This window comes from Pantoea sp. V106_11 (assembly GCF_029967885.1).
In the GTDB taxonomy this organism is placed as follows: Bacteria; Pseudomonadota; Gammaproteobacteria; order Enterobacterales; family Enterobacteriaceae; genus Pantoea; species Pantoea ananatis.
This window is the reverse complement of the sequence record NZ_JASCAK010000037.1, coordinates 752,106-764,531: the sequence shown is the minus strand read 5'-3', so window position 1 is coordinate 764,531 and position 12,426 is coordinate 752,106. Positions and strand designations below refer to the sequence as shown.

The following is a 12,426-nucleotide window of genomic DNA, read 5'->3' as shown; positions in this document are numbered from 1 at the left end:
CTCACAATATATGCAGTTGTTTAGCGAGTTTATAATGATGCCCTTCTGTATCGACCAGGCGTTTTTTCATGCTTATTAAGTCAATCGGAATAGGCTTATTACTGCCGTTAATAATCACGGCTTTATTGCGCATTCCGGATTGAATACAACGAACCACTTCACTTGCCATAATGGTGCCCTGATAAATTTCCTCACAGGTGGGATCGCCATTTCGCAGTCCATAGCCGACGATCGTTTTGCGAATGCGCACGCCGATCAACGGTTCAAGCTGCTTAATTAATGTGTCAATCGCCCCCTGAAAGCCCGGTGAATATTCCCGTGTGTAACCTTCTGAGCAGAGGATTACCACGCTGTTTTGTTCGCTGAGGCGCTGAGTGATGCGTTCTGCCAGCACGTTTGTGGGGATCTGGCATTCCGGGATCAGCGCAAAGTCGGCGTTGGATTTGAGCGCTGACTGAAGCGTCAATTCGCCACAGTAGCCGCCGAGCAGTTCCACCATAAATACCCGGCCCGTTAATGCCCGACCGGTGTTTCTGAGCTTTGCCACCTCTTTTAAAACCTGCTCACAGGCGGTGGAAAAGCCCACCGTGTAATCACTGCCGTAGACATCGTTGTCAATCGTCATGCCGATGCCAAAACAGTTCACACCAAATTCACTGAGCGTATGCAGAAATTGCAGCGATCCGTCGCCTCCAGCCAGAATTAATACGTCGATGCGTAATGCTTTTAACTGCCGGGCGATCGTTTCATATTCGCTACGAATTAATTTTCGCGCGGTTCGGCCTGACTGCATTACCGGAAGAGAGGTAATGGAAAAATCCACTAAATCGCGCTGAGAAATTTCCTGGCAGACATTATCCAGCAAGCCTGGAATGCCGCCGTTAAATAATATCATCTCCGCCTGCGTCATCCTGGCTATCTGGAAAATGAAATTATTAATGCCGGTGACGTCGCCGCCGCTAATGACCATTCCGATTCTCATCCTGACATCCTTCTGGCTTAATGCGTCTGAAGCTATTGTTTCGGGATATCAGCCTGGTATTTGCAAGTGAGATCACAAAAACGAGAGGAATTTATGCAGGCAATATATTGACAGCCCCTTGAACCAGCTTATTTATGTGAAACAAATCACATTTACTGATTCAGGAAAGACGATTAGCTTCACGTTATAAAACAACAGGTTAAATATAGGGATCGGAATAACTTTTCTGTCAATACGGCATTACGCCGTTGCCAATAAAATCTCGATGTGAATTTGTGATTCTGACCTCATTTTTTTAGGTTCGGCAGGCGATCTGTTATTTCCGAAACAGACGAAGGCGTGGTGAATCCGCAGGAACACCATGATGAGATGCATTTTTTAGCGCGTACTGTCGCAGGGCGAAAGGATGCCGAGGGGTGAGTGGAAGGACGACGAATGGCGCTTAGCCTGGCCGGCGGCGGCGTAATCTGCTGCAAAAAAAAGCCCGACACCTGGGTGCCGGGCCGGAAAAGTAACGGAATTTACTTGGCGTACGCTTCCGTAGAAATAGTCAGTGTCACGTCATCACTGACTGCTGGGACATATTTGTCCAGTTTGAAGTCAGAACGCTTAATGGTACCGGTGGCGTCAAAACCAATCGCCTGCTTCTTGACCATCGGATGCTCACCCTGCTTATTCAGCGTGGCATGCAGCGTCACAGGTTTGGTAATGCCTTTCAGAGTGAGGTTCCCTTCAACATCAAATTTGTTATCGCCTTTGGCAATAACTTTGGTGCTGCGGAAGGTTGCACTGGGATACTTCGCCACGTCGAAATACTCCGCGCCTTTGAATTCCTTGGTCAGGGCAGGAACATGGCTGTCGATTTTGCTAACCGGTAACGTGACGTCAACGCGCGACTGCTCAGGCTTGCTGCTGTCAAAAACCAGAGAACCTGTCGTGTCTGGAATGTCAGCAGTCGGATGGGAGAAGCCGAAGTGCTCCCAACTTACCACAACAGAGGTATGTTGCGGGTCGAGTTGATAATGCATGGCTTCAGCCTGAGAAACCGGAACATACAGTGCAGCAGCTGCGAGCAGTGGCAGCGTGAAACGTTTTACATTCTTCACTTTTACTTCCTTATTTTATGACATCACCTTGAGTCTGAGCCATATAAGCAGGAAGTAAAAGTGAACAGATTTGGCGTAAACAATCAAAATTATTCAGCAATATCAATGTGTGATTATTCTAATTCTTACCTTTAGCATACAGGATCTGCCAGCGGTGCCGATCGGTCAGTAACTGTTGCTGTAACTGCTTCACCTCTCCCTCAGTGAGTGCGGCTATCTTCTCCGCCTCCAGGTTTGGCAACCCATTCGCCTGGCGTAACGCCACTCCACGTGCATCTTCTTTCACCTGCAAAAGCGGCGTTTTGAGCGGATCGATTGCCTGCTGGGCAATGTAGATCGCTATGTCACGCAGAAAGTCTTCGCAGAATTGGATCAGGGTCGATGCCGGACAATCCGGTGACTGAAGCGCAAAGAGAAGACCATCACTATCCGTACTGCGATGGTAGCGGCAACTGACGACGTAGCCGATCGGCTGTTCTACCCGGTAGCGCTGATAAAAGCGTGGCTCACAGATCAGCGCCAGCGCGCGAAGTGCGGCCAGCTGCTGTGGGTCGCCCAAGGGAATAAACAGCAGAACGGCACTGTCATCGCTGGGATGGGGAATACAGGTTTCACCGCCTACGCAGCGGTACTCAGGGCGCGTAGGTGAATTCACCGTCAGCACACTCAACTGCCGGGACACGAGCCGATGCTGTTCGGCATTGCCCCCGAGCAGGACGGCACGCCAGCATTGCGGATTGAGTGACGTCGCCAGCCGGAGCGGCAGCTGGCGCAGCAGTTCGCGTATCGCAATGCCCGGTATCACCGGCGTGGATACGCTGTGTGTCTGCATCAGGCATTGCACAAGCTGCCCCAGTGCCGCACTGAGCAGCGTCTTGTCTGACGGCAGGCGCAGGGTGAGTTGCCAGACGCCCTGAACCTCACGCCACTCTCCGCTGCCGGAAAAATGCCGCAGCACCGCAAACACGGGGCGTAACTCAGGCTCGCAGGCCGCGCCGGCTGCCCATGTTGTATAAAGTTCAGGACGCAGCACCAGCGTGCCCTGCGTCTCATCCGGTGTGATATGGGGTAACACGGCCTGACCGGTCGGCTCTGCACGCAGCGGCAAGGGATTCGGCTGCGGGTAAAATGTCCACCTGACGGGCGGGCAATTCATCACGGGCTTTTGCCAGGCTGTCAGTGACAGGTCATAACCCTGAACCCTGTGCGTTTCACCTTTCACCTCGGCGGCGCACATCAGCGTGGTCGCCGTGTCGGCGTGCATTTCGTTCAGTAAGGCGTCCAGGTCGGGACAGTCGCCCACGGCCGCAAAGCCCAGCGCGCGCGCCTGAAGTTGCAGCAGGGGCGACTGTGCGGTCAGGCGCTGCTGCGCCAGCTGCCAGTAGTGCTGCCGCTGCACCAGCGTGGTATGGCGCAGCGCCTCAAGAAAGGACGCGATCAGGGGCGGAACAGCGGCCGGATCCTCCGTGACGAACGTGACCGCCAACCAGATGTTCGCGTCCGACTGATAAAGCCATTTCACGTCAGGCTGGCTGGCCCGCGTGCGTGCATACAGCGTTTCCAGCAGCCCGCCAGGGGCATCATCAAGGAAAAACTCGCGCAGTAAAGTGACGCTGTCACGAAATTGCGCGGGTAAAATCCAGCTTTGCCATAGTGCTGATGGCCCTTCCTGCTGTAACGCCAGCGCCCTGTTGGGCGAAAGCGTTACCGGGGCATCGGGCCGCCTGGCACTGTTGCGTGGCTGAAACGCAGCGGCAAACGCCTTCGCCAACGCGGTGAGCTGTTCCAGCGACTGTGGGCCCTGCAGCCACAGCGTCAGGTTGTCTGAGTGAAAGAAGCGCTGATGAAAAGCCCGCAGCGCCGCCTGCAAATCAGTGACGTTGTCACCGAACGACATCCTGTTCCCTACATGAAAGCGTTTAAACTGCGCCGGAGACGTCACTGGCGTAAACATGGCGGCTTCCGCGCGGGCCGCAGCATGGCGCTGCAGCAGGCGGTACTCTGCATCAATCACCGCGATTTCCTGGCTGATGGCCTCGCGGGTCAGGCTCGGCGCACTCAGCATATCCTGCAGGCGCAACAGGCCTTCACTGAAGTTGTCGGGGGTGACCTCAAAAAACCAGGCGCTTTCGCGTGCCTGGGTGGTAGCATTCACCTGTCCGCCGTTCGCCTGAACCCAACTCATCAGCCGCCCATCATGCGGCCAGCGCTGACTGCCGGTAAAAAGCAGGTGCTCCAGCAAATGCGCGAGTCCAGGCCAGCGCTCTGGCTCGTCATGGCTGCCTGCCGCCACTTTGACCAGCGCCGCCGCCTGGGTGGCGTCCGGCTGGTGGCACAGCGTTACGTTCAGTCCATTGAGTTGCAGGCAGCGTGAATGCATTACAGAATCCGCGTTTTATAGATCAGCTGAGAATTGCTGCGATTGCGGAACTGAAGCTGACCAATTTTAATGTCGCTGCAGTCGGCTTCACGGCGGGCATCAAGGATTTTGCCATGGTGCGGCGATTTGCTGCAGACCGGATCGGCATTGTCTGCATCGCCGGTAAGCATAAAGGCCTGACAGCGACAGCCGCCAAAATCTTTCTCTTTTTCGTCACAGGAGCGACAGGGTTCCGGCATCCAGTCATAGCCGCGATAGCGGTTGAAGCCAAACGAGTGGTACCAGATATCCTCCAGGCTCTGTTCAAGCACAGAGGGAAAAGCCACCGGCAGCTGGCGTGCGCTGTGGCACGGAAGCGCGGTGCCATCGGGCGTGACGCTCAGGAAGATCGCGCCCCAACCGCCCATGCAGGGCTTGGGACGTTCTTCATAATAGTCAGGCGTCACGAACAGCAGATTGGTGAGGCTACCGCTGTCGCTCATGCGCGCACGGTACTGATTCACGATGCCTTCGGCCCGGGCGATCTGCTCACGGGTAGGCAGCAATCCCTCACGGTTTAACTGCGCCCAGCCGTAAAACTGACAGGTCGCCAGCTCCACATCATCGGCTTCAAGCTCGATGCACAGGTCGATAATCTTATCGATCTGATCGATATTGTGACGATGCAGCACGAAGTTCAGCACCATGGGATAGCCGTGGGCTTTGACCGCGCGCGCCATCTCCAGCTTCTGCTGAAACGCCTTCTTAGAGCCGGCCAGCGCCGCGTTAAGGGTTTCATCACTGGCCTGGAAACTGATCTGAATATGATCCAGTCCCGCGTCGCTGAAAGCCTCAAGCTTTTTCTCCGTCAGGCCAATCCCGGAGGTGATCAGATTGGTATAAAAACCTAAGTCACGTGCCGCTTTGATCAGGTCGGGCAGGTCTTTGCGCGTTAACGGCTCCCCGCCGGAAAAGCCGAGCTGAACGCTGCCCATGGCGCGTGCCTGGCGAAAGATGTCGATCCACTGTTCAGTGCTCAGCTCTTTTTCCTGCTGGGCAAAATCCAGTGGATTTGAGCAGTACGGGCACTGGAGCGGACAGCGGTACGTCAGCTCGGCCAGCAGCCACAGGGGCGGATTGACGCCGGGTTTATGCTGGTTCACGAAACTGTATCCACTTCTGTTCATAGGCTGACTGCAGGAATTCTTTGACATCCTCGCCCACACCGCCGGCCTCGGGGAAACGCGCATCCAGAATGGCAATGATCGCGGCGATATCCTGCTTGCCGTCAACCAGCTCCAGAATGGCGGCGGCGGTTTCATTGAGTTTCGCCATGCCTTCCGGGTAAAGCACGACGTGGCTGTCCTGTGCCGCTTCCCATTGCATACGGTAGCCCCGGCGAAAGGCGGCAATTGTGTGTTCGTTCATCGTTATACCAGTCGGGTTGTGTGCCAGGCCGCTTTATCCGTCACGCTATGATAAGGCGGGCGTTGAAGTTCGTAAGCCATGGTCATGGCATCCAGCATGGTCCACAGAATATCCAGCTTGAACTGCAGGATCTCCAGCATGCGGTTCTGTTTTTCCGCGGTGTCGCAAAACGCCAGCGCCAGCGCCAGGCCGTGCTCCACGTCGCGGTTGGCCTGACTCAGGCGGCTACGGAAATAGAAGTAACCTTCTTCTTTGATCCACGGATAGTGCTGCGGCCAGCTGTCGAGCCGCGACTGATGAATCTGAGGCGCAAACAGCTCGGTCAGCGAGCTACAGGCCGCTTCCTGCCAGTTTGCGCGACGGGCAAAACTGACATAGGCATCAACCGCAAACCGGACGCCCGGCAGGACATGCTGCTCCGAGACCAGTTCATCCCGGCTTAAGCCCACCGCTTCGCCCAGGCGTAACCAGGCCTCAATGCCGCCATCTTCGCCCTGGCTACCATCATGATCCAGGATGCGTTGTACCCATTTACGTCGGGTTGCCGGATCGGGGCAGTTGGCCATGATCGCCGCGTCTTTCAGCGGAATGCTGGTCTGGTAGTAAAAGCGATTCGCCACCCATCCCTGAATCTGCTCAGGCGTAGCCTGACCGTTATGCATCGCAATATGGTACGGGTGATGAATATGGTAGTAGGCGCCTTTATCACGCAGCGCCTGTTCAAAGGCCTGCGGCGACAGGGTTTCCGTAATCAGCATCGTTTAGTCCTGAAGATGTATCGCCATCCCGTCGTGACTCACCTCAATGCCCTGTTGTGTCAGGTACTGCCGCTGAGGTGACTGTTCGTTGAGAACGGGATTCGTGTTGTTAATATGGATTAAAATCTTTCGTTTTGCTGGCAGACGGGCGAGCAGTGCCATCAGCCCCTGCTCTTCGGCCAGCGCCAGGTGGCCCATGGCCTTGCCGGTATTTTTACCCACGCCCGCGGTCAGTAATTCATCATCCTGCCATACCGTACCATCAATCAGCAGGCAGTCGGCCTGCTCAAGCCAGGGCAGGATCACCGCATCCGGCTCCCCAAGCCCAGGGGCATACAGGAGCGTCTGGCCGTTGGCGCGGTTTTCAATAAACAGCGCGACGTTGTGGCCCGGTAACGGACGGTCACGGTAAGGTGAATAAGGCGGTGCATTGCTGAGGATCGGGATAGCGGTAAACTGGAGATCCGGACACACATCCACGTTAAACGGCGTTAACGGACGAATGGGCCGGTGTTGAAGTCCGCCATTCCAGTGTTTCAGCATGGTAAACACCGGGAAACCGGTCGTCAGATCGTCATGCACTTCGGGTGTACACCACACCTGATGCGGGCAGCCCTCACGCAGGCTGAGCAGCCCGGTGGTGTGGTCAATCTGACTGTCGGTAAGAATAATGCCGCCGATCGCGGTCCCGCGCAGAACGCCCTTTTTCACTAATTCAGGCGTGTGCAGTATTTGCTGGCTGATGTCAGGTGAGGCATTGCAGAGAACCCAGTCTTCACCGTTATCACTGATGATGATGGAGGACTGGGTGCGCGGGCTGGCCTGCAGAGTCCCGTTACGCACACCATCACAGTTGGGGCAGTTGCAATTCCACTGAGGGAATCCACCGCCTGCAGCCGATCCAAGGACTTTAATAAACATGAAAGGAACCAGGTGTTGAAACAAAATGCCCGCACAGACGGCGGGCAAGTGATTAGCGGTTGGAGATGTACAGCGTCACTTCCAGACCGAGGCGCAGGTCAACAAACGTTGGTTTTTTCCACATAACTTTCTTCCTTATAGATTGAGATAAACAGACAAATGAATGACTGCAAGACAGCATTGTGACAGGGGTTAAAATGCGAACCTTGTCACACTATTTTCACGCAGACGGCCAGGTGAAATCAATGAAAAGCCCGTAAGAAAACGTGTTAGTGCAGTCCGGTGTGTTGCAAAACCCGTAACCAGTTTCCCCACGTTAATTTTTCCAGCATGCGTTGATCATAGCCCGAGTCACGAAAAACGGCGAGCAATCGCGGCAGACCGCTAACGTCACCTAACGCCTCAGGCGGCGAGATCCCGTCAAAGTCTGAACCGAATGCCACGTGATCTTCGCCCATTATGTTAATTAAGTGATCGCAATGTTTGACGATTTCTGTCAGATCGGTATCACTGTCGCGTTTTCCATCAGCACGAAGGAACGCATTGCCAAAGTTTATGCCAACCAGCCCACCGCTGGCACGGATCGCCTTAAGCTGGTTATCGGTCAGGTTGCGCGGCTGAGCACATAAAACGTGAGCATTAGAGTGGCTGGCCACCAGCGGCGCAGCGGAAAGCCGGGCCGTATCCCAGAAGGCTTTTTCATTCATATGCGACACATCAATCATCATGTTTAAGGCAGCGGCCTGCCTGATAAGCGCTTCCCCTTCTGCCGTCAGGCCTGGCCCCGTATCCGGCGAACCTGGAAAACTGCCGTTAACCCCTTCGCCGAAGCGATTTTTCAGATTCCAGAATGGGCCGATAGAGCGAACACCTGCCTGGTAGAAGGCGTTTAGCGTTTCGCCCTCCGCATCCAGCGCGTCGGCCCCTTCAATATGCGCCACCAGCGCCAACACGCCCTCAGCACGGCAGGCTTCAATCTCTGCAGCGCTGTGGCATAGCCTGGCACGGCCCGCTGACTGCGCAGCGATCTGCTGCAGTATCGCCAGCTGCTGCCACATGATTGTCAGCGGATCATAGGGTTCTTGCGCGGCGCGAGCCGGGGCGACCTGAGCGAGATAGTCCTGCGGCGGCACAAAAACAGCAAACAGCCCACCGGCAAAACCGCCCTGCTGCATACGAGGAAAGTCGAGGTGACCTTTTGGCACGCCCGCATAGAAAGCCTCTGCGGGCGCATCGCGATGGTACAGCCACAGATTGAGTAACAGATCGTTGTGCCCGTCGAAAACCAGCATAGGGGAACCACCTTGAGAAACATCAGGTTATGCTACCGCTCTCTTTCCTCTTCAGCAAACGCCTGCGCACTCAGCGCCACAAGGCGTCAACAAAATTGTCACTTTTGCGCTTCAGGTTGTCAGTTTTCCGCGCGCGGCGGGCGTAACGCCACGCCACACTGGATTAACACCTACAAGGAGATGACTATGTTGATGCATCCGGCTGAGAAATATCGTCCGTTCCCGTCCGTTGATCTGGCCTCTCGCCAGTGGCCTTCACAGCAGATCACCCGCGCGCCGCGCTGGCTGTCTACCGACCTGCGGGATGGCAATCAGGCCCTGGCAGAACCGATGAATCGTGCGCAGAAACTGCAGTTCTGGCAATTATTACTGGACTGCGGCGTTAAAGAGATTGAAGCCGCCTTTCCTTCTGCCTCGCAAACGGATTTTGACTTTGTGCGGGATCTTATCGAACAAAAGCGCATTCCTGATGACGTGACGTTGCAGGTGTTAACGCCAGCACGTCACGACCTGATTGACAGAACATTCTGCGCACTGGAAGGCGCACCGCGCGCCATTGTGCATTTGTATAATGCCACCGCCCCCTTATTTCGCGAACGCGTGTTTAATCAGAGTAAAACACAGATCGTGGCGCTGGCGACCACGAGCGCAAGACAGATTCGTGCTGCATGTGAGGCCGCGCCTGACACACAGTGGAGCTTTGAATATTCACCCGAAACCTTCTGTTTTACAGAGCCGGCCTTCGCGCTGGAGATATGTGAGGCGGTAGCAGAGGTCTGGCAACCCAGCCCGGAACGTCCCATGATCATCAACCTGCCCGCCACTGTTGAAGTGAATACGCCCAACGTCTATGCCGATCAGATAGAGTTTTTCTGCCGTCACTTTAGCCGACGCGACGCGGTATGTATCAGCGTTCATCCTCATAACGACAGAGGAACGGGCGTCGCCTGCGCGGAACTGGCCCTGCTGGCAGGCGCGGATCGGATTGAAGGCTGCCTGTTTGGCAATGGTGAACGTACAGGTAACGTTGATTTGGTGACGTTGGCGTTAAATCTTTATACCCAGGGCATTGCGCCGGGACTGGACTTTAGTGATATGGCGCGGGTTATTGAGGTGGTGACCGACTGCAATAAACTGCCGGTTCATCCCCGTCATCCCTATGCCGGTGAGCTGGTATTTACCGCTTTTTCCGGCTCGCATCAGGATGCGATTAAGAAGGGATTCGCTTACCGCCGCCAGCATAAGGAAACGCAGTGGCAGATCCCCTATTTGCCACTCGACCCTGCCGATATCGGCTGCAGTTACGAAGCTGTAATTCGGGTAAACAGCCAGTCGGGTAAAAGCGGCGCCGCCTGGTTGCTGGAGCAAAATCATGGCCTGCAACTTCCCCGCCCTCTGCAGCAGGATTTCAGCCGTTGCGTTCAGCAGGAGAGCGATCTGCACGGTAAAGAAATGACGCAGCACGCTGTCTGGCAGCTTTTCTGCCGTCACTATCAGATTGAGCAGCCCGCTCTGCGCCTGATGGAAGCGCACAGTCAAAGCGAGTCGGGCGAGCAGACGCAACTGCGTGCCCACGTCCATCATCAGGGCCGCACTCTGCGTCTGACAGGCCGCGGTAATGGCCTGCTTTCCGCCGCTGTGACGGCACTCCGTCAGTCCCTCGACCTGGCGCTGACCATTGAAGATTATCATGAGCATACGCTGGGAAAACGTAGCGACAGCCGCTCAGTTGCCTATGTCAGCTGCATCAACCTTCAGGGCGAACGCCACTGGGGCGTCAGCATCGACAATGATACGTCGCGCGCCGCACTGCAGGCGTTGCTTAACGCGGCAAGCCACTTTCTGCCGTAGGAAAATAGTCCGTTGGCGATACACCCAGCAGACGGCGAAACATGGCGCTAAAGGCACTCGGGCTTTCATAGCCCAGATCCAAAGCCACGCGCAATACGCTGTCGCCCTGCGCCAGACGCGTCAGGGCAACAGCCACGCGCGCCCGCCGGACCCAGTCACTGAACTGCAGGCCGGTTTCACGCACGAAATGGCGAGCCAGCGTCCGGCCAGACAGGTTGAGCCTGGCGCTGGCCGCCGCCAGAGACCAGTCGCCCGCCAGATCGGCCTGAATCTGCATGCACAGCGCCCGTAAACGTGGGCTCTGTGGCAGGGGCAACGCATAAGGCAGCGCATCCATGCCGCGAATTTCATCCAGAATCAATTCATAAATCCGTTCGCTACGGCTGGCTGGCGCATAGGACACGGGCAAATCGATGGCGTGGATGATCAGCTCGCGCAGCAGCGCTGAAATCTGCACGACCTGGCAGCTGGCGGGAAGATCGGCTCTGGCAAGGGGATCGATAAACAGCGTGCGTGCGGCGACTGCGCCGGTAATGTACAAGCGATGACGGGTAAAAGCGGGCAGCCAGACGCCACGACTTGGCGGTACGGTCCAACTGCCCTGTTCTGTTTCCACGCGCACGACGCCGCTCAGCGTATGAATAAGCTGCGCGCAGCTGTGATGGTGCCAGGGTTCTGTCGCACCATGCGAATAGTCGTGCGCCAGCGGCACCAGCGGGCGCGTGCTGAAATCAAAACTGACCCTTGAACTCATTGCGACTTAAGATATTTATAGATCACGGCTAAGTCCTCTTCACCATGACCGGCTTCCACGGCCTGCTGCCAGACGCTGGCGATATTTTCCAGCGCGGGCAGTGAATTGTCTGAGGCGTCCAGTGCCAGCTTCGCGTCTTTAAGCGCCCATTGCAGATGCATCTGCGGGGTATAATCATCGCTGGCCATCATGCCCAGCTTCATTTTGGCATAAGGCGCCGCCAGCGGGCCACCGTCCAGCACCTGCCACAGATCGTCGGTTGAGAAACCAAACTGGTCGGCAAGCCGGGTACTTTCGGCCAGGCTCTGCATCAGACCAATCAGCCAGCTGTTGATGACCAGCTTCATGCGCGCGCTCTTGCCCGCCTCACCCAGCCACTGCGTGCCTTTACCTATCGCGTCGAAGACGGCCTCTGCGGCCTGAGCACGGGACCGATCGCCACTGGCCATCACCAGAATCTGGGCGTTCTCTGCGGGCGCCTTGGTACCGGAAACCGGCGCGTCGATAAACACCACATCGGGACGAGCCTGAGCAAAGAAAGTGATCAGCGCATCCGTTTTTTCAACGCCGATCGTGCCCATCTGGCACAGCGTTGCGCCCTGTTTCAGCGCCGCTTTCGCCTCGTGCAGGACCTGCTCTGTGGTCTCGCCGTCGGACAACATGGCAATTACCACGTCCGCCTTCTGCACGGCTTCCGCTGCGGAATCGGTTAACGTCAGCCCCGCCGCAATCAAATCCTCCCCCCGCGCACGGGTGCGGTTCCAGCCGTACACCCTGAACCCCTTTTTCAGTAAATTAGCGGCAAAGGCATGCCCCATCGCCCCTAATCCCAGTACTGCAACATCAGGTTGTTTCATGCTGATTTCCTTCGTTCTGATTATGGGTATCCGTCTTCTGTATACCTGACGGCGCAGGCTCAAATGTAGCATCTGTTACCCGGCGCGTCCCGTCGGCACGCCGTGACCCGCGCGTAAC

General features: G+C 56.1%; 12 protein-coding genes. 1 reads left to right on the top strand and 11 read right to left on the bottom strand.

All coding sequences use genetic code 11. The features are described 5' to 3' along the window. Position 1 precedes the first annotated feature (1 nt). The 9 genes from QLG08_RS22375 to QLG08_RS22335 form a co-directional block, all read right to left on the bottom strand. A complete protein-coding gene (locus QLG08_RS22375; RefSeq protein WP_014593680.1) occupies positions 2–982 on the bottom strand; it encodes a 6-phosphofructokinase in 981 nt (326 codons plus the stop codon). A 521-nt stretch (positions 983–1,503) separates the two neighbouring features. Beyond that, complete coding sequence (locus tag QLG08_RS22370; protein WP_022622759.1) at positions 1,504–2,088, bottom strand: YceI family protein; 585 nt, start codon at positions 2,086–2,088, stop codon at positions 1,504–1,506. 118 nt (positions 2,089–2,206) lie between these two features. Beyond that, entirely contained in the window at positions 2,207–4,468 is a 2,262-nt protein-coding gene (pqqF, locus tag QLG08_RS22365; RefSeq protein ID WP_238493339.1) for a pyrroloquinoline quinone biosynthesis protein PqqF, read from the bottom strand. Further along, positions 4,468–5,610: a pyrroloquinoline quinone biosynthesis protein PqqE gene (gene pqqE / locus QLG08_RS22360; RefSeq protein WP_072138043.1), complete on the bottom strand. Its 1,143-nt coding sequence runs from the start codon at positions 5,608–5,610 to the stop codon at positions 4,468–4,470. Before pqqE ends, pqqF begins: the two co-directional genes overlap by 1 nt. Then, on the bottom strand, positions 5,597–5,875 hold the full coding sequence (gene pqqD / locus QLG08_RS22355) for a pyrroloquinoline quinone biosynthesis peptide chaperone PqqD (protein WP_013025733.1): 279 nt from the start codon (positions 5,873–5,875) through the stop codon (positions 5,597–5,599). Before pqqD ends, pqqE begins: the two co-directional genes overlap by 14 nt. A 2-nt stretch (positions 5,876–5,877) precedes the next feature. Then, positions 5,878–6,633, bottom strand: coding sequence for a pyrroloquinoline-quinone synthase PqqC (gene pqqC, locus QLG08_RS22350; protein WP_013025732.1), 756 nt, complete (start codon positions 6,631–6,633; stop codon positions 5,878–5,880). 3 nt (positions 6,634–6,636) lie between these two features. Beyond that, the gene (gene pqqB / locus QLG08_RS22345) at positions 6,637–7,554 is read right to left on the bottom strand and encodes a pyrroloquinoline quinone biosynthesis protein PqqB (RefSeq protein WP_014593676.1); all 918 of its coding nucleotides are present in this window, start codon (positions 7,552–7,554) and stop codon (positions 6,637–6,639) included. A gap of 52 nt (positions 7,555–7,606) precedes the next feature. Next, positions 7,607–7,678: a pyrroloquinoline quinone precursor peptide PqqA gene (gene pqqA, locus QLG08_RS22340; protein ID WP_009090272.1), complete on the bottom strand. Its 72-nt coding sequence runs from the start codon at positions 7,676–7,678 to the stop codon at positions 7,607–7,609. Positions 7,679–7,823: 145 nt separating this feature from the next. Beyond that, positions 7,824–8,846 (bottom strand): dipeptidase, encoded by a 1,023-nt coding sequence (locus tag QLG08_RS22335; protein WP_089517364.1) that lies wholly within the window; start codon positions 8,844–8,846, stop codon positions 7,824–7,826. A 186-nt stretch (positions 8,847–9,032) separates the two neighbouring features. On the opposite strand from QLG08_RS22335, the gene leuA reads away from it, so the two are divergent. Further along, positions 9,033–10,697, top strand: a complete 1,665-nt coding sequence (leuA, locus tag QLG08_RS22330; protein WP_064373745.1) for a 2-isopropylmalate synthase — start codon at positions 9,033–9,035, stop codon at positions 10,695–10,697. Here leuA and QLG08_RS22325 read toward each other — a convergent pair. Both QLG08_RS22325 and QLG08_RS22320 read right to left on the bottom strand, forming a co-directional pair. Beyond that, positions 10,669–11,451 (bottom strand): helix-turn-helix transcriptional regulator, encoded by a 783-nt coding sequence (locus QLG08_RS22325; protein WP_015700336.1) that lies wholly within the window; start codon positions 11,449–11,451, stop codon positions 10,669–10,671. The genes leuA and QLG08_RS22325 overlap by 29 nt on opposite strands. Then, positions 11,448–12,308: an NAD(P)-dependent oxidoreductase gene (locus QLG08_RS22320; protein WP_042676632.1), complete on the bottom strand. Its 861-nt coding sequence runs from the start codon at positions 12,306–12,308 to the stop codon at positions 11,448–11,450. Before QLG08_RS22320 ends, QLG08_RS22325 begins: the two co-directional genes overlap by 4 nt. Positions 12,309–12,426: the final 118 nt, after the last annotated feature.